Raw genomic sequence first — 21930 nt, 5'->3', positions numbered from 1 at the left:
ATCCGCTTCAGCGCAACCTGATGCCATCTCTCTTTTAACTGCATGGTTCCACGTTTTGTCCGTAGTAGGCATCTGGCCCGTGCTTACGCATAAAATGTTTGTCCATCAGCCAGCTATCGATGGGCTTCAGCTGAGGGTTGATAGCGCGTGCTATCCACGCCATCCGCGCCACCTCTTCCATCACCACCGCGTTGTGCACCGCATCGTGCGCATCTTTGCCCCAGGCAAAAGGCCCGTGCTGATAGACCACTATTCCCGGCGTATGCAGCGGCTCAACGTCACCCAGCGTTTCGATAATCACGCGGCCGGTATTCAGTTCATAAGCCTCTTCCACTTCCTGTGCGCTTAACGCCCGGGTGCAGGGGATATCGCCAAAGAAGTAATCCGCATGGGTCGTCCCCAGCGCGGGAATGGCCAGACCTGCCTGCGCCCAGGCCGTCGCGTGCGTCGAGTGGGTATGCACCACGCCTCCCAGGTTCGGGTAGCGGCGATACAGCGCCAGATGCGTGGCGGTATCGGAAGAGGGACGATACCGCCCCGCCACCACGTAACCCTCAAGATCCACGATGACCATCTCATCCGCTTTCATGACCTCGTAGTCGACACCGCTGGGCTTAATCGCCACCAGCCCGCGTTCACGGTCGATAGCGCTGACGTTACCCCAGGTAAAAGTGACCAGGCCGTAGCGCGGCAAATCCATATTGGCGTCAAATACCTGCTGTTTGAGCTTTTGCATTATGCCGCCTCCACCAGTCCTGCGCTGGCCATCCGCGCCTTCACCCAATCGCGCGCTTTCGCCACTTCAGCGGCCGGATCGTCCATCGTTTCGCTCCACATCTCAATCAGATACGGGCCACAGTAGCCCGTCTGTTTGAGGGTTTCGAAGCAGCGCTCAAAATCAACCACCCCTTCGCCGAACGGCACGTTTTTAAATACGCCGGGTTTCGTGTCTTTGACATGTACCGCCACGATATGCCCTATCCCGGCCTGTAGCTCCATCTGCACATCGTTATCCCATGCAGACAGGTTGCCAATATCCGGATAGAGCTGGAACCACGGATTATTCAGGTAGTGGGCATAGCCCAGCGCCTTGCTGATCGAATTCATCAGCGGATAATCCATGATCTCCATCGCCAGCGTCACCTGCGCGCGGCTCGCCATTTCGACGCTCTCTTTTAACCCGTCGCGGAAACGTCGGCGCGTCTCGTTGTTGGCTTCCTGGTAGTAAACGTCGTAACCCGCCAGTTGGATAACGCGAATCCCGACATCCTGCGCCAGCTGAATGGCTTTGCGCATAATCACCAGACCCTGCGCGCGTACCGCGTCGTCTTCGCTACCGAGCGGGAAGCGCCGATGGGCGCTCAGGCACATAGAGGGTACGCGCACTCCGGTTTCAGCAATCGCCTCGATCAGCGCGAGGCGCTGCTCCCGACGCCAGTCAAGCCGCGCCAGGCGCGCCTCGGTTTCATCTACCGACATTTCGACGAAATCAAAACCGAGCGCTTTAGCCAGCTGCAGGCGTTCCAGCCAGCACTCCCCGGCGGGGAGCGCTTTTTCATAGATACCGAGCGGAATGTGTTTCGACAGCATAGTCGCTCCTTAGCCCCACAGCTGGGCGATAGAACGTTTGAACTGCCGTGCGGCTTCCACCGGAGAAGCGGCGTCGCGAATGCTGCGCCCGGCGATAAAGACGTGGATCGGAATCCCCTGGAACAGCGGCAAATCTTCCAGCGCCAGACCGCCGGTGACGGTGACTTTAAAGCCCATATCGGACAGGCGTTTGATAGCGTTGATATCCGCCTCGCTCCATGCCACGCCGGCCGCCTGCGCATCGCGGCTACGGTGATAAACTACCTGCTGGATGCCCGCTTCACGCCACTCCTGCGCCTGCTCCCAGGACCAGTAGCCGGTCAGTTCGATCTGTACATCGCCGTTGAACTCTTTCGCCACGTCCAGCGCGCCTTTGGTGGTGTTGATATCCGCACAGCAGATCACGGTTACCCAGTCGGCATTGGCTTCAAAGCACATACGGGAGAGAATTTTACCGGCATCGGCGATCTTGGCATCCGCCAGCACGATTTTATTGGGATAGAGCGCCTTCAGGTCGCGAACGGCGCGTACGCCTTCAGCCACGCAGAGAATGGTGCCGACTTCAATAATATCCACTTCATCGGCTATCAGACGCGTCGTTTCATACGCGGAAGACATCGATTGGTTATCCAGCGCAACCTGCAACATAGGTAATGACATTTTGCTATTCCTTTTAAACGGTCGCCGCAGTGGCGTTATCAATTAAATCCAGCACTTCCTGCGCGGTGCGGCAGGCGCGTAAACGGTCAAAATTAGCTTCATCTTCAAACAGATTGACGATCTGCATGATGCCGACCTCCTGATGAGTATTGGCATCCACGGCGGCCATCGTGATCAAGATATCGACCGGGTCGTTATCCTCATGATTGAAAACCAGCGGCGTTTTCAGCGTGACCAGCGCAAAGCCGGTTTTCTTCACCCCCTCTTCCGGGCGACCGTGCGGCATCGCCAGACCGGGAGCAATCACGAAATAGGGGCCGTGCTGAGCAACGCCATCCAGAATGGCCTGGTAGTAGCGCGGCTCTACGACATCCGCCTTCACCAGTAAATCGACGCTCAGCTTGACAGCTTCCTGCCAGGTGCTGGCGTCGGCCTGTAGAAGGATGGAGTGATTCTCCACCAGCGAATCACGTAATTTCATCTGACCTCCTTACTTCACATCCTGCGGGAAGTGCGCGTTGATCACTTCCAGCAGCTTTGGGCCAAAGTCCGCGGGCGATAGCATGTTGCGTACGCCAACCACGTATTTATTACCGGAGACGCTAATCTCACCGGCGATATGGGTGGAGGCGATGATGATGTCCGCGCCGTTTAGTTCACTTTTGTATTCCCCCACCGCGCAGCTGTTCACCGTGTGATCGATATTTGACTGGGTCAAAAACTGGTCCACCTTCATTTTCATGATCATGGAACTTCCTTGCCCGTTACCACATACAGCCAGAATACGTACGGTCATAGTCAAAACTCCTTATTGAGCAGAAGCATCTGTCAGTTGTTTTTCCGCATCCTCTTCAGCGCGCAGCGTACGCCCTGCAAAGAACATATAAACCAGTGCAATAATGATGATGACGGCCATAAACGCGATACCGATAGAGGCGAGACCCTGCATCATCGGCGGCGCCAGAATCGACCAGTCCGCCATGCCCATCCAGGCGCTCATACCGGTCAGTTTCACCGCCCAGACGCAGCCAAAGATTTCAATCATCCCCATCACCAGACAAATCTTCAGCGCCGCGCGCCAGCCGCCAAAGTGGTTAGCAAAGACGCCGATGGTGGCGTTCGAGAAGAACATTGGGATAAAGCCCGGAATAATCAGAATGGAAGAACCGACGCCCACCAGAATACCGACGGCGATCAGCTGGCCGATGGTGCCCCACATAAAGCCCCAGACGACGGCGTTGGGCGCAAAGCTATAAATCGCGGCACAGTCAATCGCCAGTACGGCACCGGGAATCAGGCGTTGGGAGATACCGTTGAACGCTTCAGAGAGCTCGGCGACGAACATGCGCACGCCCTGGGTGATAATGAAAATAGCGACGGCGAACGAGAAGCCCGTTTGCAGGATATAGACCGTCCAGTGGGTGTTGCCCGCCATCGCTTGTACGGTGTCGATGCCGAAGGAGAGCAAAATCGCGCCGAAGAAAATGGTCATCACGATGGCCGTGGAGACGATGTTGTCGTGAAAGATGTTCAGCCAGCCCGGTAGCTTAAGATCCTCAACGCTCTCCTCTTTTTTACCCAGATACGGGGCGACCTTATAAGCAATCCAGGAGGCAAACTGCTGCTGGTGTCCGATGGAGAAGCCGCAGCCGTCGGTCACTTCCTGGGTCGGCTTGTACATCATGTTGGAGGTAATGCCCCAATAGAGCGACACCAGCACCGCCGTGCAGATAATAGTCGTCCACATCGGGTAACCGAAGATATAGAAAGAGACGGCAATCAGCCCCGCCTGCTGGAACATGATGTGCCCGGTCAGCATGATGGTACGAATCCCGGTAATGCGCCGCAGCAGGACATAACAAATATTCAGCGCCAGGGCTAACAGCACGGTATACCCCACCCAGCTGTAGGCATCCCCCATGCGCTCAATAGTTGCCATCATTGAAGCGTAGGTGTCGGAGATAGCGCCGTTGATGCCGTAAACCTCCGACATTTTCGCTACCACCGGTTTAAACGTGCTGGTCAGAATGCCGGAGCCGGCCTGCAACAGCATGAAACCGATAATGGTTTTAATCGTCCCCTTAACAATAACGCTGGCGCTTTTACGCAGCAGGATATAGCCCAGACAGGTCACAATACCCAGCAGCAGCGGGGCGTTGGTCATTACCTGGTTAAAGAACACGGTAAAGATGTGGTAGAGAATCGCCATAACACACTCCAGAAGGTGGACGCTCCAGAACGCACGCTACGCTCAGGGCTTGTTGTTGGGATCAACTCTAATAATCAAAAATAATCACAACAAGATTATATTTGATTAAATGTGACGCACGCCGCAAATAATCCTTCAGTCCGTTGCCGTATTAATTCTCATTTTCCATGAAGTAAAAATTATTAATACAAATCAATAATATAAAAATATTCAAGTTTAATAAGTTACACATGTGTCTCGCTTTAACCCTCCGCCCCCCTTTTATGAATGGCAAAATTCAGGATTGCAATCCTGAAAAAACGGTGCCAGTATCAATCAAAACAAATCACAATGTGATTACTTCTGATTCAATATGAGGGGAAAATCAATGAGTAAAGTACAAACCATCACCCGCGAATCATGGATCCTCAACACTTTTCCGGAGTGGGGTAGCTGGCTGAATGAAGAAATTGAACAAGAGCAGGTTGCACCAGGCACCTTTGCCATGTGGTGGTTAGGTTGTACGGGCATCTGGCTGAAATCCGAAGGCGGAGCCAATATCTGCGTTGATTTCTGGTGCGGTACTGGCAAACAAAGCCACGGCAACCCTCTGATGAAAACGGGCCATCAGATGCAGCGCATGGCGGGCGTGAAAAAGCTCCAGCCAAATCTGCGTACTACGCCGTTTGTTCTCGATCCGTTCGCTATTCGCCAGATCGATGCCGTGCTGTCGACCCACGATCATAACGATCACATTGATGTGAACGTGGCTGCCGCGGTCATGCAGAACTGCGCCGAGGACGTACCGTTTATCGGTCCGCAAACCTGTGTCGACCTGTGGATGGGTTGGGGCGTACCGAAAGAGCGCTGCATCGTGATGAAACCGGGTGATGTGGTAAAAATCAAAGATATTGAAATCCACGCGCTCGACGCCTTTGACCGTACCGCCCTCATCACCTTACCCGCGGATCAAAAAGCCGCGGGCGTACTGCCGGACGGGATGGATCAGCGCGCGGTAAACTACTTGTTCAAAACGCCGGGCGGCAACCTGTACCACAGCGGCGACTCTCACTACTCTAACTACTATGCGAAACACGGCAACGAGCATCAGATCGACGTGGCGCTGGGCTCCTATGGCGAGAACCCGCGCGGCATTACCGACAAAATGACCAGCGCCGATATTCTGCGCATGGCCGAGTCGCTGAATACCAAAGTGGTTATCCCGTTCCATCATGATATCTGGTCAAACTTCCAGGCTGACCCGCAGGAAATCCGCGTTCTGTGGGAGATGAAAAAAGACCGCCTGAAGTATGGCTTTAAGCCTTTCATCTGGCAGGTCGGCGGTAAATTCACCTGGCCGCTGGATAAAGACAACTTCGAATACCACTATCCACGCGGATTCGACGACTGCTTCACTATGGAACCGGACCTGCCCTTTAAGTCCTTCCTGTAAGGCTTCTCCGGCAAGCGGTCATCGTTGACCGTTCGCCGGAAATTATCCCCGCCAGTATTAGTATTTTCACCTGATTTCAAATATCATCTTTACTTATCACTTTTAATCGGATTTGCTCATGACGGAAGCGCAAAGACATCAAATTTTACTGGATTTGTTGGCACAAACGGGATTTGTCACCGTGGAGCAGGTGATTTCCCGGCTGGGAATTTCTCCGGCGACGGCACGACGCGATATCAATAAACTCGACGAAAGCGGCAGGCTGAAAAAAGTCCGCAACGGCGCAGAAGCCATCAGTGAACAGCGCCCACGCTGGTCGCCGATGAACATCCATCAGGCGCAAAACCATGATGAGAAGGTACGGATTGCGCATGCGGCTTCGCAACTGGTGAATCCCGGTGAAAGCATTGTCATCAACTGCGGCTCTACCGCCTTCCTGCTTGGGCAGGAACTGTGCGGTAAACCGGTACAGATCATTACTAACTACCTGCCGCTGGCCAATTATCTGATCGATCAGGAACACGACAGCGTCATTATTATGGGTGGGCAGTATAACCGCAGCCACTCCATCACCCTGAGCCCGCAGGGCAGCGAAAACAGCCTGTACGCCGGGCACTGGATGTTTACCAGCGGCAAAGGGCTGACCGCCGAAGGGCTGTATAAAACCGATATGCTGACGGCGATGGCGGAGCAAAAAATGCTTAATGTCATCGGTAAACTCGCGGTACTGGTCGATAGCAGCAAAGTGGGCGAACGTGCCGGAATGCTGTTCAGCCAGGCCGGGCAAATCGACCTGGTGATTACCGGAAAACAGGCGGATGAAGCGATCCTCAGGCAGCTTGAGGATCAAGGCGTTAAGGTGATTCGCGTTTAAAGGTGGCGTTGAAAAAACGCCACCGTCGCCGCTAATGCCTCCGGCGTTATCCGGTGGCGACCCCCTTTTTGCCAGACGCAGGTCAGATGAGTATCCCGATCGTTTTGCCGCAGCGCCTGCTGGAGCCGGAACGTGCCATCTGGCGGAACCACATCGTCTTCATCGCCGTGCCAGAGCAAAAGCGGTCGATTCGCCAGGGTGTCGAGTTGCCCGGTGATGTCCCATTCTGCCAGCTGTTCGGCACTGGCGCCGGGCGAAGGAAACAGGCTCTGTGACAGCTGGGTAAAATAGCCGGAGCCCATCAGGCAGGCCACGCTTTTTATCTCCGGATGGTGGGTCATCATTCCCAGCGCCGTCATGCCGCCCATTGATGCCCCGGCGACCGCCAGCCTGCCCCCCTCAACCCACCCCTGGTCGATAACCGCCGCGCGCAAGGCCGGAAACTCGGCAAAATTTTGCAGTAAAATCGGCCAGAAGCGCTGCATCCGCCCGCCTTCATCGCCATCGTAACGTGCGCCATGTTCCGGCGCATCGGGCATAATGACGCGAAACCCGGCTTCTGCCAGCGCCACGGCGAAGTAGCTATATACCAGCTTCGAGGAGGTAAAACCGTGATAAAAGATGATACTGGGCAACGGCTTATCCAGCGCATATTGCGGGCAAGCATGCAGGACTTCGCCGCCCGCCAGACGACGTATTTCAAGAGTAATCATTGACCCTCTCCTTTCACTCAGGTCGCGGTGTGTCATGGGCTGATATATTCAGCAAGAAACCAGGTTCACCATGATTCATAATGTTGAGAACTTGGTTACGCTTTCACGATATTTTCATCCGAAAATCGCGTCAGAGATAACACTTCGGGAACATTCCCCGGAAATGACATTCAGGCTACCACTACACTATGACTATCAGGAAACGAGATATGGTTATGCGCAGGTTAACACCGTGGTTTCTGGCTATCGCACTGAGCGGTTGTAGTGCCCTGCAGGGGACGCCAGAAGCACCGCCACCCGCAACCGACCATCCGCAAGAGATTCACCGTAACCAGACGACAGGGCTACAGAAAATGGGGACGGTGAGCGTGTTGATGTACGGTTCGCCAATGGATGTCGAAGCGGCGTTGAAAACGAAGGCAGAAACGGCTAAAGCGGATTACTACGTCATCATCATGATTGATGACACCATGGTTCCCGGCCAGTGGTATTCGCAAGCGATTCTGTACCGTAAATAGCGGTACACCGTCTTTTAGCCAGCTTTACACTGCTTTGCGTCCATTCACGTTCTCCTGTGCATAATAACGTTCGGCCAGCCAACCTGGCAGGACGTTAGCAACGGACTGCCCTCGGGACTACGTGAAATGGAGCTGACGATGAAACGATCTTTTACCCTACCCGCTCTGCTGCTGACCACAGCGACAGCAAACACCTCCGCGCAGTCGGCGGAATTCGCCAGCGCGGACTGCGTTACCGGTCTGAATGAAATTGGCCTGATCTCCGTCAATAATATTGCCGGCAGCCAGCAGGACGTTGAACGCGCCATCGCCGTAAAGGCCGATGAACAAGGCGCGTCGTGGTATCGCATCGTACAGATGTACGAGGATCAGCAGCCGGATAACTGGCGAGTCCAGGCCATTCTTTACGCCTGAGGCGCCTGACGTCCACGCCCCATCGCACGTAGCAGCAAATCCTCCAGCGTCGGCTCATCCAGCCGCATACCGCCGCGCGTGTCGAGCATCATACGACACCAGGCCTCCGCCAGCGGCGGCGAGGCGTAGCGCAGCATCTGCGCGCCGACGCCGAGCATATAAACCCGGCGTGCTATCTCTCTGCCCTGCTCTTCTGCGGGCCGCCGCAGCAGCTGTTGCAACTGCCGCCATGTCCGGTCGAAATGGCGGTTTTGCCCTTTCACCTCCGCGCACTCCGCCGCCAGCAGCTCCAGCGCCGCCGGATGTTTACCCAGCACCCGCATCACGTCCAGACACATGATATTGCCCGAGCCTTCCCAGATACTATTGACCGGCATCTCACGATACAGGCGCGGCAACTCACTCTCTTCACAGTAGCCAATCCCGCCCAGTACCTCCATCGCCTCAGCGACAAACGGGATCCCGGATTTGCAGATGGCAAACTTCGCCGCCGGCGTAAACAGGCGGGCCCAGAGGACCTCTCTGGCGTCATCAAGACTCTCCCACGCCCTCGCCAGCCGGAACAGAAAAGCGGTCTGCCCTTCAAGGCGCAGCGCCATCTGGCCCAGCACCTGACGCATGAGCGGCTGATCGACCAGATTCTTACCGAATGCCTGGCGCTGCAGCGCATGATAGAGCGCTACCGAATAGGCCCGACGCATTAATGCGTGGCTGCCAAGCGCGCAGTCAAAACGGGTGAGCCCGCCCATTTTGAGGATTTGCCGAACGCCATCGCCCTCTTCGCCCACCAGCCAGCCGCGGGCTGCAAAAAACTCGACTTCGCTGCTGGCGTTCGAGCGGTTGCCAAGCTTATCTTTCAGCCGCTCCAGATGCAGGGCATTGCGCTGCCCGTCGGGAAGCAGACGGGGCACGAAAAAGCAGGAGAGACCTCCCGCCGCCTGAGCCAGGACCAGGTGCGCATCGCTTTGCGGGACCGAGAAAAACCATTTATGACCGACCAGATGATAAAAACCTTCGGCGGTTTTTTCCGCCCGGGTGGTATTGATCAGTACGTCAGATCCCCCCTGCTTTTCCGTCATCCCCATGCCAATTAACAGCCCACGTTTCTGAGCGCCCGGCGCCAGATGCGGATCGTAGCGGTCGCTCAGCAAAGGGGACAGCCAGTCGCTAAAAGGTTTCGGTAGCGCCTGCTGTAGCAGCGGCGTCGCCGCAAAGGTCATGGTTATCGGACACAGCGTCCCCGCTTCTACCTGCGCATGCAGCATAAAGCGGGCGGCGCGCGCGACAAAGGCGCCTGCGCGGGCATCCTCCTGCCAGGCCAGATTATGCACCCGGTTGGCGCACAGCCCCTGCATCAACAGGTGCCAGGCAGGATGGAACCGGACATCATCAAGCCGGCTACCGGTCGCATCGTAGCGCAGCAGCTCCGGCGGATTACTGTTCGCCAGTCTCCCCAGCTCCAGCGACTCCGCCGCCCCCAGCTGCTGGCCGATACTGGCCAGTAAATCACTGTCCCATCCGGCCCCTTCGCGCGTTACGGCCTCACGCAGCGCGCTATCCGAGAGAAATAAATTGCTGTTCATCAGCGGCGCAGGCTGATTGAACACGGTATGCGTTTGCCAGACCATACTGTCTCCTTGCGTCATCGGCATGATTATTCAGTATGGCTACCCTCGCCGGACATCGCCCGCGAGTCCGGTCACAAAAAAACCATCGCCCCCCTTCGTGAAGCCCATCACAGCCACAAGAATTTTAAATTTCATAATGGAAAATATATGGAATAGTTTATTCAATTGTGACTTTTTTGCTCATGCCGGGATGATTTATGCAGACCGTAACAACGACTATGGGCGCGCATAAACGCGCGCTGATCGCCGGCTCTATCGGCAACTTTATTGAGTGGTACGAGTTCGCGGTATATGGCTTTCTGGCGACGGTTATCGCCCGCAACTTCTTTCAGCTTGCCGGGGAAGCGCCGCTGACGGGCCTGATCCTGACCTATGCGTCGTTCGCGATCGCTTTCTTCTTCCGCCCTTTGGGCGCCATTATTTTTGGCCGGATCGGCGATCGTATTGGCCGTAAACCCACGCTGATTATCGTGCTGGTAATGATGACCCTGGCGACCACAGCCATTGGCCTGGTGCCGGTTTATGCCAGCATCGGGATTGCCGCGCCGCTGATTCTGACGGGACTGCGTATTCTTCAGGGCCTGTTTGCCGGCGGTGAATATGGCGGCGCGGTGTCGCTGATGACCGAGTTCGCCCCACGCGGCAAGCGCGGGCTGTATGGTGCCTGGCAATCCTTTACCGTGGCATTAGGGCTGCTGGCGGGGGCCGGCGTCGTGGCGTTGATTTCCGCCATTCTGAGCCCGGAGGAACTGTACGCCTGGGGCTGGCGCCTCCCGTTCTTCCTCGCTATCCCGATGGGTGGCGTGGCGCTCTGGCTACGGATGAAGATGGAGGAGACGCCGGGCTTTCTCCGCCAGCAGAAGCAGCAACAACAGTATCCGCAGCCCACGGCGAACGTCGGCCAGACTCTGAAGGCTATTCTGACCGGCATTGGCCGCCTGATGGTCTGGTCCGCTGCGGGTTACACCTATCTGGTGATTATGCCCGCCTATCTGCAATCCTCGCTGCATACCGGTTTTCATCAGGCATTGCTGATTGCGGTTATCTCTAATATTGGTTTCGCCATAACGATTCTGCCCGCCGGAATGCTCAGCGATAAATGGGGACGCCGCAACGTGATGGTGATGGCCGCCGTGTTGCTGCTTATCCTGGCGCTCCCGCTGCTGAAAATTCTGCAGGCGGAATCCAGTACACTGCTGGTAAAAGCGCTGGTCGTGTTGGTGGCCGGGGGATTAGTCGGCATGCTGGCGGGCCCAGGACCCGCGATGCTGTCAGAGATGTTCCCGACCAAAGTACGTTACACCGGGCTTGGGCTGGCGTATTCACTGTCGAACGCGATTTTCTCGGGATGTGCAGGGCTGATTATCACCGGTCTGATTAAGCAGACGGGGAACCTCGATATTCCGGCTTATTACGTGATGGCGACGGCGGTGGTGAGTATTTTCGCGCTGATGACGCTGAAGAAAAACGACCATCTGCGGTCGCTGGATGAGTGACAACATTGCCCGGCGGCGCGAGCTTGCCGGGCCTACGCTTCTGTAGGCCGGGTAAGGCGCAGCCGCCACCCGGCAAACATATCAGCTACGCTGACGCACCGCTTCAAACAGGCAAATCCCGGTCGCGACAGAGACGTTCAGTGAAGAGACGCTGCCGGCCATCGGGATACTGATTAACTCATCGCAGTGCTCGCGGGTCAGCCGACGCATCCCTTCCCCTTCCGCTCCCATAACCAGTGCCATCGGGCCGGTCATTTTACTCTGGAACAGCGTGTGGTCCGCTTCACCCGCGGTGCCGACGATCCAGACATTCTCTTCCTGCAGCAGGCGCATGGTGCGCGCGAGGTTGGTGACGCGGATCAGCGGGACACTTTCCGCCGCGCCGCAGGCCACTTTTTTCGCGGTCGCGTTCAGCTGGGCGGAACGGTCGCGCGGTACAATCACCGCGTGTACGCCGGCGGCATCGGCGCTACGCAGACAGGCGCCGAGGTTGTGCGGATCGGTGACGCCATCGAGGATCAGCAGGAACGGCTGCTCAAGCGAGGCAAGCAGGTCCGGGAGATCGTTCTCCTGATACTGACGCCCCGGCTTCACCCGGGCAATAATCCCCTGATGCACGGCACCTTCGCTTTTCTCGTCAAGAAACTGACGGTTAGCCACCTGAATCACCACGCCCTGCGCTTCCAGCGCATGGATCAGCGGCAGCAGGCGTTTATCCTCGCGGCCTTTCAGAATAAAAACTTCCTGAAAACGCTCTGGAGCGCGCTCGAGCAGGGCCTGCACCGCGTGGATGCCGTAAATCATTTCACTCATTAAAGGTACTCATCTGGGGCGGTATGCGCCGGGTTAATAGGGCCGTGAACCACTTCACTTGCGCCTATTATAACCGACATGGCGTTCAAATCGACTCTTGTCCGATTAAACTGCCCGCCGCCGGGCGTCGCGTTTAACCTAAATGCCGTTTTGCCTCCTGGCGCACCCGGTGCAAAACGTGATGCTTAATCTCGCTGTAGCGCGGATGTTCGGCCAGGGTTTCGATATCCCGTTCGCGGCCGAAGGGCAGGACTATCTCTTCGACGATTTTTCCCGGTTTCGCTGACATAATCAGAATGCGGTCGGCGAGAAACAGCGCCTCTTCGACATCGTGGGTCACAAACAGCAGCGTGGTGCCGGTCGAAAGCCAGGCCTCGCGCAGCAGCTCCTGCATCATCAGCCGGGTTTGCGCATCCAGCGCGCCGAATGGCTCATCCAGCAGCAGCACCTCCGGGCCGGGTAGCCAGGCGCGCGCCAGCGCCACGCGCTGTTTCATGCCGCCGGAGAGCTGCCAGGGAGCATGATGCTCAAACCCTTTCAGGCCCACGCGCCCCAGCCAGTCCAGCGCTCGCGCGTTGACCTCCTGTTTGCGGTATTTGCCCAGCCGTGGGCCGAAAGTGACATTTTCCAGCACCGACAGCCACGGGAACAGATTCGGCTGCTGGAAAATCATGCCGCGATCCGGCCCCGGCGCACGTACCGGTTTGCCGCCCGCCGCGACGCGTCCCCGGTCCGGTTGGGTAAACCCGGCCACCAGGTTGAGAATGGTCGATTTTCCGCAGCCCGAAGGGCCGAGCAGAACGACAAACTCCCCTTTATTCAGTGACAGGCTAATATCCTCGAGCACCGTGAACGGCTGCGGCCTGGCCGCAAAGGAGAGCGAGACATTTTCCAGCGTGATGGCACTCATTATTCTTTCCCCGCCCAGGGCACAAACAGGCGTTGCAGCCCCAGCAGCAATAAATCCAGCAGATAGCCAATGCCGCCCAGCAGCAGAATGCCGAGCATGACGATATCGGTACGCAGATAAGAACTGGCGTTAATCACCATCCAGCCCAGGCCGGAGCTGGCCGCCACCATCTCTGCCGCAATCAGCGAGGTCCAGCCGATACCGATCGACAGCCTGACGGTAGTGAAGAGATCGGGTAGCGCATCCGGCAACACCACCCGCAGGAAAATTTGCTTACGCGAGGCGCCGAGGGTTTGCGCCACGCGAATGCGCGAGCGGCCAATCCGCTCGACGGCGGCGGAGGCCCCGACCACCACGCTTAAAAAGGTGGCGATAAATATCAGGAAGAATTTGGAGGCTTCGCCGATCCCCAGCCAGACCACGGCCAGCGGGATCAGGGCGATTTTGGGCAGCGGACGCAGGAACTGCACGAACGGATTTAACACGGCGGCAAGGCCATCCGACAGCCCCATCAGCAGCCCCAGCGGAATGCCGATGATAATCGCTACCGCAAAGGCGCTGAGGGCGCGCGCGAGGCTCACCGCGATATGCTCCCACAGCGGCACCTGACGATAGCCCTCCGCCAGCAGCTCTTCGGTTGTCAGGCCGATATCCGTCAGGGAGGGCAGCAGCAGCGGGTCAACCCACTGCCGCGTCGCCGCCACCTGCCAGACGATAAAGAAAACCGCCACCGAGACAGTGCTGATAGCGATATGCTGGCTCAATCTCATTGCGCGGCTACCGCCGCTTCGCGGATATAGCGTGAATTAATCGCGGTATCCCAGTTTGCCGGTATATCGCGTTTGCGGATTTCGCCAATCGCCGCGAGGAAGCTGGAGGTTTTGCTCAACGCTTTGCCGATACCGCTGTCGGAGGTTTGCGTCCCGTTACCCAGCCATGCCGCGGTCCCCTGCTGGCTCAGCGTGGGGTATTCCAGGCCGCCGAGCGTATTCGCCGCGGTGGTCACCGGGGCGCCAACTTCTTGCGCCACGATCGCCGCCGCGCGCTCCGGGTCTTGCTTAAATTCGTCAACCTTTTGCTGGTGCACGCGCAGGAAGGCGGTCACCACCTGGGGATATTGCTCGGCAAAGGCTTTGCGCACCACGTAGTTGTTGTAAATCAGGTAGCCCTCTTTTTGCAGATCTTTGGTGGCGAAGACCTGGTGTCCGCCGGAGGACTCCAGCTCCTGGGCAAACGGCGCCCAGACGTAGCCGGCATCGATATCGCCGCGCTTCCAAGCGGCGACCATCTCGGCCGGGCGCAGCGGCAGCAGGGTTATCTTGCTGCGATCCAGTTTGTTGACGTCGATGGCGGCTTCCAGGGCGTACTGCGCCGTCGAATTCGGCGGGTAGGCCACGCGCTTGCCTTCGATATCTTTAATGCTGCTGATGCCCTCCTTGCCAATCAGCCGCTCATAGCTGGCGATGACGCCGGAAACGCCAATAATCTCTACCGGCAGTTTTCTGACAATCCCTGCCGCTGCCGGGCTGGAGCCGAAGTTAGCAATATCGATAGCATTACTGGCGAAATAATTTAACGCATCGGCGCCGGAGGCAAACTGCACCCACTTCACTTTGCTGTTTAACGCTTTATCCAGAGAGCCGTCGGCTTTCGCCAGCATTAATACCTGAGAGCCGCCGCTATACGCCACCCGGACTTCGGCCGGGGTATCTGCAAAGCTGACATTGGCCCATAAGCTACCCGCTGCAAGGAATAAGCAGAGAATTTTTTTCATTATATTTACCCTTCGAAAGTTCAGAAATTTCACGCCCGGAAAATAACCGGACTCAATCGTATTCAGTGATGTTTTAACGGGCCTGCCATAATTGCGAACATCGCTCGGCCAGCGCCTGGGCCGGATCGAACGTTAAGTCATAAAACGGCGCTTTCACCGCCGCAAGCGCAACGGGGACCTCGGTACAGGCCAGAATCAGCTTTTGCGCGCCGCGTGCAAACAGCGCGTTGGCCTGATGCGCCAGCAGCTCGCCTCCCTCTTCCAGCGCGCCGCGTTTGACCGCGTAACAGCCGGGGACAAACCAGCGGGCCAGCTCCTCCTGCGTCGATTCAACCACCTCCACGCCCTGCGCCGCCAGTTTGCGCTGATACCAGCCCGCCTCCAGCGTGCCTTGCGTGGCGATAATCCCTACCCGCTGCGGTTTGTCCGCCTGCTGCGCCAGCGCGGCTAGCGTCGCATCAACGATGTGCAAAATCGGGGCATCGCTCACCTGGCTGAGGGCGTCATACCAGTGATGCGCCGTATTACAAGGGATAGCGATATGGCTGGCCCCCGCCTGATTAAGCTTTTCAATGCCGTGGATAAGCTGCGGCAGCGGCGACGGTCCGCTTCCCGCCAGCGCCTTTTGTCGGTCCGCGATCTGCGGGACGTTCCACACCACCGAAGGGAGCTGCTGCTGATCGTTCTGCGCCGGCGTGGCGTCAAGCAGGCGTCGCTGAAAGTCCAGCGTGGCGAGCGGCCCCATCCCGCCCAGCACGCCGAGCAGAAACGGTTTAGTCATGGCGGGTCTGCGCCTCTAACAACTGGCGGTAGCCGAACAGTCCGGCAGAACCGCCGGTATGGATAAAGACGATATTCTCATCCTGACGGAAGTGGCCCTGACGAATCAGATCGATAAGCCCCGCCATCCCTTTCGCGGAGTAGACCGGATCCAGCAGAATCCCCTCGTGGCGGGCCAGCAGCGTCAGCGCTTCCAGCGTTCCCGCGGTGGGCAGGCCGTAGCCCTCGCCGACGTAATCGCTATTGGCCACCACGGCGCTACGCGGCAGCTCGCCCGCCACGCCCAGCAGGCTGAGCGTTCTCGCCGCCAGATTCCAGACGTTCTCTTCCTGCTTCGCCTTCGGCGCACGCACGCTGATGCCCAGCACCGGAACGTGGCTGTTGGTCGCCGTAAAGCCCGCCACCAGCCCCGCCTGGGTACCGGTGCTGCCCGTAGCGTGAACCACGTGGTCGATGAGCAGGCGTAGCTGAGATGACTGATACAGCAGCTCTTCGGCACAGGCGACATAACCCAGCGCGCCGATGGGGTTAGAACCGCCGCCGGGGATGAGGTACGGATTGCGTCCTTGTTCACGCAGCGTGGCGGCATACTCCTCCATTGCCTGCTGCATATCGCTGCCGCCCGGCAGATGGGCAACGATCTCCCCGCCCAGCAGCTCATCGAGCAGTACGTTACCGGAGCGTTGATAATCCTCGCCAAAATCCGTCACCCGCCGTTCCAGCAGCGCTTTAGCCTGCAGGCCAAGTCGCGCCGCGCCGGCAATGGTCTGACGGACATGGTTAGACTGCGTGGCCCCCTGAGTAATCACCACGTCCGCATTTTTCGCCAGCGCATCCGCCAGCAAAAATTCCAGCTTACGGGTTTTATTCCCCCCGCTCGCCAGACCGGTCGCATCATCGCGTTTTATCCATATTTTGGGCCCGCCTAATAATGTCGACAAATTATCCAGCGGCTCAAGCGGAGTCGGGAAATGACCAAGAGACACACGAGGAAAACGAGCCAGATGCATATATGCTCCTTGCACATAAAAAGGGGGGGAAGCAAAAGTAAAATCCACTATACACAGTGAAAAAACAGGGCTAATCAAAAAGAATAAATAACGATTGCTGAAAAAAGACTAAGCAGGAAATACGCGGGGAAGGGAGAAATATCTATTCTGTTGTGGAATGACTTACGGCAAAAAAGAATAACCCCCTCCGGCTGGAGGGGGTGATATGCCCGTCATACTTCAGGTTGCCTGTACGTTGGCGATCCGCATGTCCCCGGGAACATCGTTATTGATGTACCGGGGGATTTCCTGCAACCCGCATGATTGAGGGGCGCTTACTCAGCCGCTTTTTTCTTCGCCGCGCGCTTCGCCTTGGTCGCCGCCGCTATTTTCTGCGTCCTGGCCGACGGCTTTTTCGCGCCTTTCTCTTTCTTCGCTTTCGCCGGTTTCGATTGGCCCTTATCACCACGGAAAGCGCTGTCTGGCTCGAAGTTCACCTTCTTGCCCGTCTGACGGCGACGACCGGACGGTTTGCCTGCATTATTGCTGGCGCCGTTGGCCTTCTTCGTCTTCTCCCGGGCGGTCTTGCCGACGTTGCGCGGACCGCGTTCGCTGGAGATCAGCGAGAAGTCGATTTTACGTTCGTCCATGTTGACCGCTTCTACACGGACTTCCACGCGATCGCCCAGGCGGTAAGTCTGGCCGCCGGATTCGCCGATCAGACGTTGTCCGACCTGGTCGAAACGATAGTAATCGTTATCCAGCGAGGAGACGTGCACCAGGCCATCGATAAACAGCTCATCCAGACGCACGAAGAAACCAAAGCCGGTCACGCTGGCAATCACGCCTTTAAAGACGTTCCCCACCTGATCCAGCATAAAGTCGCACTTCAGCCAGTCGGAGACTTCGCGGGTGGCTTCATCAGCACGACGTTCGGTCATCGAACAGTGCGCGCCCAGCTGCAGCATTTCATCCATGCTGTAGTGCCAGCCGCCGGTTTCGGTGCTGTTGCCTTTATGGCCCTGTTCTTTCGCCAGCAGATACTTAATCGCACGGTGCAGCGACAGGTCAGGGTAACGACGAATGGGCGAAGTGAAGTGCGCGTATGATTGCAGCGCCAGGCCAAAGTGACCGCGGTTTTCCGGGTCGTATATCGCCTGTTTCATCGAACGCAGCAGCATGGTTTGCAGCATTTCATGATCCGGGCGATCGGCAATCGAGGTCAGCAGCTCAGCGTAATCACGCGGCTCGGGCTTATTGCCGCCAGGCAGTTCCAGCCCCAGCTCCGCCAGTACGGAACGGAAAGCGGTAATCGCTTCGGTGCTCGGTTTATCGTGGATACGGAACAGCGCCGGCTCCAGCGCCTTCTCAACAAAGCGGGCGGCGGAGATGTTCGCCAGGATCATGCACTCTTCGATAAGCTTATGCGCATCGTTACGCTGCGTCTGCTCAATACGCTCAATGCGGCGCTCGGCGTTAAAGATAAACTTCGCTTCTTCGCTCTCAAAGGAGATCCCGCCGCGTTCTTCACGGGCGCTATCCAGCACTTTATAAAGCGCATGCAGCTCTTCGATATGCTTCACCAGCGGCGCATAGTGCTCACGCAGCTCCTGGTCGCCCTGCAGCATATGCCACACCTTGGTGTAGGTCAGACGCGCGTGTGAGCTCATCACCGCTTCATAGAACTTGTAGCCGGTGAGACGTCCCTTAGACGAAATGGTCATCTCGCAGACCATACATAGCCTGTCGACCTGCGGGTTCAGGGAACATAAGCCGTTGGAGAGCACTTCCGGCAGCATCGGCACGACCTGAGACGGGAAGTAGACCGAGGTGCCGCGGCTGCGTGCTTCAGCGTCCAGCGGCGTACCAGGACGCACATAGTAGCTGACGTCGGCAATCGCCACCCACAGGCGCCAGCCGCCGCCGCGTTTTTTCTCGCAGTACACGGCGTCATCAAAGTCGCGGGCATCTTCACCATCGATAGTCACCAGCGGCAGGTCGCGTAAATCCACGCGGCCCGCTTTCGCCTCTTCCGGCACCTGCTCTTTCAGCACCGAAACCTGTTTCTCTACTGCCGGCGGCCAGGTGTAAGGGATTTCATGGGTACGCAGCGCCATATCCACCGCCATGCCGGTGCCCATATTGTCACCCAGCACTTCGACGATTTTACCGATCGCTTTAGTACGACGGGTCGGGCGCTGGGTCAGCTCCACTACCACCACGAAGCCCATTCGCGCACCCATCACCTCTTCCGGCGGGATCAGGATATCAAAGCTCAGGCGACTGTCGTCCGGTACGACAAAGCCCACGCCGGCGTCGGTGAAATAGCGGCCGACAATCTGGCTGGTTTTTGGCACCAGAATACGCACCACGCGCGCTTCGCGGCGGCCTTTACGGTCCGCGCCCAGCGGCTGCGCGAGGATCTGATCGCCATGGATGCACATTTTCATCTGCTCGGAAGAGAGATAAAGGTCGTCTTTACGCCCTTCGACGCGCAGGAAGCCATAACCGTCGCGATGACCGATAACCGTGCCTTTAAGCAGGTCGAGACGCTCCGGCAATGCGTAACACTGGCGGCGGGTAAAGACCAACTGCCCGTCACGTTCCATGGCGCGCAGGCGACGGCGCAGCCCCTCGAGTTGTTCTTCTCCTTCGATATTCAGTTCTATCGCCAGCTCGTCGCGACTGGCCGGTTTTTCACGTTTTGCTAAATGATCGAGGATAAATTCCCGGCTTGGGATGGGATTCGCATACTTTTCAGCTTCGCGTTCCTGGAAAGGATCTTGTGACATGTCGGTTCCTCCGTTGTCATCTCTGATGAAAGTTTATGTCACTCCACCAGTAATAATTTATAAAGCGGTTGATTTTCTTCAACCAAATCAGCCAGCGTGTAGTTATCTAGTTCCTTGAGAAAACTTTGCGCTGCTTCAGCCAGCGCCTTTTTCAGGCGGCAAGCGGGTGTAATGTGGCAAAATTCGCTGCTGCAATTGACCAGCGACAGCGGTTCCAGATCGCGGACGACATCGCCAACCCGAATGGTATTCGCCGGCTTACCCAGGCGGATCCCCCCGTTTTTACCCCGCACGGCCATCACATAGCCAGCACGACTTAACTGATTGATTATTTTTACCATATGATTACGGGAAACGCCGTAAACCTCCGTCACTTCGGAGATACTCGTCATTCTTCCATCCGGCAACGAGGCCATATAAATCAGCGCTCGTAATCCGTAATCCGTGAAACTCGTTAACTGCACATCAACCTCAGGGTAAGGGGGAAAGCGGTATACACTCATCATTCAGGCCATTGCCGCGTGGTGCGATCGGACACATCCTGAAAGCTTGCGTATATTGATCCTCGGGTAATGACCGTATTGATACTGTATTGATGATAAACCAGCCAGCGCTCAGGCCGCTAATTTATTTGAAATGGGGCGGGTGAACAGCAAAAACAAGGGGCGCCTTAGCGGCGCCCCAGGGGATGATTATGCGTCAAACGGATCGCGCAGAATCATCGTCTCAGAACGGTCGGGACCGGTAGAGATGATATCAACCGGTACGCCGGTCAGCTCTTCAATGCGCGCGATATAGTTCAGCGCAGTCTGCGGCAGAGCGCTGCGCGTTTTCACGCCGAAGGTGCTTTCAGACCAGCCCGGCATGGTTTCATAAATCGGCTCAATGCCTTCCCAGTTGTCAGCAGCCAGCGGCGTGGTCGTCACTTCGCGGCCGTCCGGCAGACGGTAGGCAACGCAGAGTTTCACTTCTTTCAGGCCGTCCAGAACATCCAGCTTGGTCAGGCAGAAGCCGGACAGGGAGTTGATCTGCACCGCGCGACGGATCGCCACGATATCCAGCCAGCCGGTACGACGACGACGGCCGGTAGTGGCGCCGAACTCGTTACCCTGCTTGCACAGGAACTCGCCGATATCATCGAACAGCTCAGTCGGGAACGGGCCTGCGCCGACGCGAGTCGAGTAGGCTTTAATGATGCCCAGCACGTAGTCCACGTAACGCGGACCCAGGCCGGAACCGGTCGCCACGCCACCCGCGGTGGTGTTAGACGAGGTCACGTACGGATAGGTACCGTGGTCGATATCCAGCAGAGTCCCCTGCGCGCCTTCGAACATCACGAAGTCGCCGCGCTTACGCGCCTGGTCCAGCAGATCGGAAACATCCACCACCATCGCCGTCAGAATATCGGCAATCGCCATGACATCATCCAGCACTTTCTGATAGTCAACCGCTTCCGCTTTGTAGAAATTCACCAGCTGGAAGTTGTGATATTCCATCACTTCTTTCAGTTTGACGGCGAAGGTTGCTTTATCAAACAGGTCACCAACGCGCAGACCGCGGCGTGCGACTTTATCTTCGTAAGCAGGGCCGATGCCGCGACCGGTGGTACCGATAGCTTTCGCACCGCGTGCTTTTTCACGCGCAACGTCCAGCGCGACATGATAATCGAGGATAAGCGGGCAGGCTTCGGACAGCAGCAGACGCTCACGAACAGGGATACCACGGTCTTCCAGACCTTTCATCTCTTTCATCAGCGCAGCCGGAGACAGCACCACACCGTTACCGATGATGCTGGTGACATTTTCGCGCAGAATACCTGATGGAATAAGATGGAGGACGGTTTTTTCACCGTTGATTACGAGAGTATGGCCTGCGTTGTGGCCACCCTGGTAGCGCACAACATATTTAGCCCGTTCAGTCAGGAGATCGACGATCTTCCCTTTACCTTCGTCACCCCATTGGGTGCCCAGTACGACGACGTTGTTACCCATTTTTCAAAATCACCGTTTGCTTAAAAATGGATTCTACCATCGCTTTTTCAGAGTTACAGCACTTTTTGCACTCAATTCCAGGCAAGTCTGACCACTTTTTGATCAGGCCATCGATTTCGTCAACATGTAGTAGATGACAAACCCGGCAACCACAAGCCCCCCGCCAAAACGGCGTAATAAATTATCCGGCAGCTGGCTCATGGTCGCGACCATCCGCCGCCAGGCGCGCGGATAAAGCAGCGGCCCGAGCCCTTCGAGTACTAAAACCAGCGCCAGTGCCAGCCAGATTGTTGCGTTCATTATGGACCCTTAGAAAGAAAGCGCGTCGCCGCCCCAGACAGGCATCG

23 protein-coding genes are annotated in these 21930 nt (G+C 57.0%); 5 read left to right on the top strand and 18 right to left on the bottom strand.

The features are described 5' to 3' along the window. Window positions 1-34: 34 nt before the first annotated feature. The 6 genes from CWM52_RS19325 to ulaA are packed head-to-tail and all read right to left on the bottom strand — an operon-like array spanning window position 35 to window position 4459. Window positions 35-736 carry an L-ribulose-5-phosphate 4-epimerase gene (locus CWM52_RS19325; protein WP_100685579.1) on the bottom strand — a complete coding sequence of 234 codons (702 nt, stop codon included), beginning with the start codon at window positions 734-736 and terminating at the stop codon, window positions 35-37. Next, window positions 736-1590 carry an L-ribulose-5-phosphate 3-epimerase gene (locus tag CWM52_RS19320; protein ID WP_100685578.1) on the bottom strand — a complete coding sequence of 285 codons (855 nt, stop codon included), beginning with the start codon at window positions 1588-1590 and terminating at the stop codon, window positions 736-738. The genes CWM52_RS19325 and CWM52_RS19320 overlap by 1 nt, the downstream gene beginning before the upstream one ends. Before the next feature lie 9 nt (window positions 1591-1599). Continuing rightward, window positions 1600-2250 (bottom strand): 3-keto-L-gulonate-6-phosphate decarboxylase UlaD, encoded by a 651-nt coding sequence (locus CWM52_RS19315; protein ID WP_100685577.1) that lies wholly within the window; start codon window positions 2248-2250, stop codon window positions 1600-1602. Between the two features lie 13 nt (window positions 2251-2263). Continuing rightward, window positions 2264-2731: a PTS ascorbate transporter subunit IIA gene (gene ulaC, locus CWM52_RS19310; RefSeq protein ID WP_100685576.1), complete on the bottom strand. Its 468-nt coding sequence runs from the start codon at window positions 2729-2731 to the stop codon at window positions 2264-2266. 9 nt (window positions 2732-2740) lie between these two features. After that, window positions 2741-3046 (bottom strand): PTS ascorbate transporter subunit IIB, encoded by a 306-nt coding sequence (gene ulaB, locus CWM52_RS19305; RefSeq protein WP_100685575.1) that lies wholly within the window; start codon window positions 3044-3046, stop codon window positions 2741-2743. 12 nt (window positions 3047-3058) lie between these two features. Further along, on the bottom strand, window positions 3059-4459 hold the full coding sequence (gene ulaA / locus CWM52_RS19300) for a PTS ascorbate transporter subunit IIC (RefSeq protein WP_100685574.1): 1401 nt from the start codon (window positions 4457-4459) through the stop codon (window positions 3059-3061). Window positions 4460-4826: 367 nt separating this feature from the next. Here ulaA and ulaG point away from each other — a divergent pair, with 367 nt between their 5' ends. After that, on the top strand, window positions 4827-5891 hold the full coding sequence (gene ulaG / locus CWM52_RS19295) for an L-ascorbate 6-phosphate lactonase (RefSeq protein WP_100685573.1): 1065 nt from the start codon (window positions 4827-4829) through the stop codon (window positions 5889-5891). A gap of 118 nt (window positions 5892-6009) precedes the next feature. Further along, a complete protein-coding gene (gene ulaR, locus CWM52_RS19290) occupies window positions 6010-6765 on the top strand; it encodes an HTH-type transcriptional regulator UlaR (RefSeq protein WP_100685572.1) in 756 nt (251 codons plus the stop codon). Here the strand turns inward: ulaR and yjfP are convergent. Next, on the bottom strand, window positions 6762-7478 hold the full coding sequence (yjfP, locus tag CWM52_RS19285; RefSeq protein WP_100685571.1) for an esterase: 717 nt from the start codon (window positions 7476-7478) through the stop codon (window positions 6762-6764). The genes ulaR and yjfP overlap by 4 nt on opposite strands. 209 nt (window positions 7479-7687) lie before the next feature. On the opposite strand from yjfP, the gene bsmA reads away from it, so the two are divergent. Together bsmA and yjfN are read left to right on the top strand one after the other, a co-directional pair. Next, window positions 7688-7996 carry a biofilm peroxide resistance protein BsmA gene (gene bsmA / locus CWM52_RS19280; protein ID WP_032689819.1) on the top strand — a complete coding sequence of 103 codons (309 nt, stop codon included), beginning with the start codon at window positions 7688-7690 and terminating at the stop codon, window positions 7994-7996. 138 nt (window positions 7997-8134) lie between these two features. Further along, window positions 8135-8410: a DUF1471 family protease activator YjfN gene (gene yjfN, locus CWM52_RS19275; protein WP_160702485.1), complete on the top strand. Its 276-nt coding sequence runs from the start codon at window positions 8135-8137 to the stop codon at window positions 8408-8410. Here the strand turns inward: yjfN and CWM52_RS19270 are convergent. After that, window positions 8401-10038 carry an isovaleryl-CoA dehydrogenase gene (locus tag CWM52_RS19270; protein WP_100685569.1) on the bottom strand — a complete coding sequence of 546 codons (1638 nt, stop codon included), beginning with the start codon at window positions 10036-10038 and terminating at the stop codon, window positions 8401-8403. The two genes, yjfN and CWM52_RS19270, sit on opposite strands and share 10 nt — an antisense overlap. A gap of 197 nt (window positions 10039-10235) precedes the next feature. Here CWM52_RS19270 and CWM52_RS19265 point away from each other — a divergent pair, with 197 nt between their 5' ends. Next, entirely contained in the window at window positions 10236-11534 is a 1299-nt protein-coding gene (locus CWM52_RS19265) for an MFS transporter (RefSeq protein WP_100685568.1), read from the top strand. Between the two features lie 81 nt (window positions 11535-11615). On the opposite strand, the gene rlmB is transcribed toward CWM52_RS19265, so the two are convergent. The 10 genes from rlmB to CWM52_RS19215 all read right to left on the bottom strand — a co-directional run bounded on the left by rlmB (window position 11616) and on the right by CWM52_RS19215 (window position 21883). Further along, on the bottom strand, window positions 11616-12347 hold the full coding sequence (gene rlmB / locus CWM52_RS19260) for a 23S rRNA (guanosine(2251)-2'-O)-methyltransferase RlmB (protein ID WP_100685567.1): 732 nt from the start codon (window positions 12345-12347) through the stop codon (window positions 11616-11618). A gap of 133 nt (window positions 12348-12480) precedes the next feature. After that, window positions 12481-13257 carry an ABC transporter ATP-binding protein gene (locus CWM52_RS19255; RefSeq protein ID WP_100685566.1) on the bottom strand — a complete coding sequence of 259 codons (777 nt, stop codon included), beginning with the start codon at window positions 13255-13257 and terminating at the stop codon, window positions 12481-12483. Then, window positions 13257-14027 carry an ABC transporter permease gene (locus CWM52_RS19250; RefSeq protein WP_100685565.1) on the bottom strand — a complete coding sequence of 257 codons (771 nt, stop codon included), beginning with the start codon at window positions 14025-14027 and terminating at the stop codon, window positions 13257-13259. The genes CWM52_RS19255 and CWM52_RS19250 overlap by 1 nt, the downstream gene beginning before the upstream one ends. Continuing rightward, window positions 14024-15031 carry a glycine betaine ABC transporter substrate-binding protein gene (locus CWM52_RS19245; protein WP_100685564.1) on the bottom strand — a complete coding sequence of 336 codons (1008 nt, stop codon included), beginning with the start codon at window positions 15029-15031 and terminating at the stop codon, window positions 14024-14026. The genes CWM52_RS19250 and CWM52_RS19245 overlap by 4 nt, the downstream gene beginning before the upstream one ends. A 73-nt stretch (window positions 15032-15104) precedes the next feature. Next, window positions 15105-15812 carry an aspartate/glutamate racemase family protein gene (locus CWM52_RS19240; protein ID WP_100685563.1) on the bottom strand — a complete coding sequence of 236 codons (708 nt, stop codon included), beginning with the start codon at window positions 15810-15812 and terminating at the stop codon, window positions 15105-15107. Continuing rightward, the gene (locus CWM52_RS19235; RefSeq protein WP_100685562.1) at window positions 15805-16821 is read right to left on the bottom strand and encodes a D-cysteine desulfhydrase; all 1017 of its coding nucleotides are present in this window, start codon (window positions 16819-16821) and stop codon (window positions 15805-15807) included. Before CWM52_RS19235 ends, CWM52_RS19240 begins: the two co-directional genes overlap by 8 nt. 314 nt (window positions 16822-17135) lie before the next feature. After that, complete coding sequence (gene rnr / locus CWM52_RS19230) at window positions 17136-19592, bottom strand: ribonuclease R (RefSeq protein WP_100685561.1); 2457 nt, start codon at window positions 19590-19592, stop codon at window positions 17136-17138. Between the two features lie 38 nt (window positions 19593-19630). Continuing rightward, complete coding sequence (gene nsrR / locus CWM52_RS19225; RefSeq protein ID WP_100685597.1) at window positions 19631-20056, bottom strand: nitric oxide-sensing transcriptional repressor NsrR; 426 nt, start codon at window positions 20054-20056, stop codon at window positions 19631-19633. Window positions 20057-20284: 228 nt separating this feature from the next. Next, window positions 20285-21583, bottom strand: coding sequence for an adenylosuccinate synthase (locus CWM52_RS19220; protein ID WP_100685560.1), 1299 nt, complete (start codon window positions 21581-21583; stop codon window positions 20285-20287). A 102-nt stretch (window positions 21584-21685) separates the two neighbouring features. Continuing rightward, complete coding sequence (locus CWM52_RS19215) at window positions 21686-21883, bottom strand: DUF2065 domain-containing protein (protein ID WP_054829130.1); 198 nt, start codon at window positions 21881-21883, stop codon at window positions 21686-21688. Window positions 21884-21930 lie beyond the last annotated feature (47 nt).

Origin of the sequence: Raoultella sp. T31, assembly GCF_002806725.1 — a bacterium.
Taxonomy (GTDB): Bacteria; Pseudomonadota; Gammaproteobacteria; order Enterobacterales; family Enterobacteriaceae; genus Klebsiella; species Klebsiella electrica.
The sequence above is the reverse complement of the archived record's forward strand: the minus strand, read 5'-3'. Positions and strand labels throughout refer to the sequence as shown.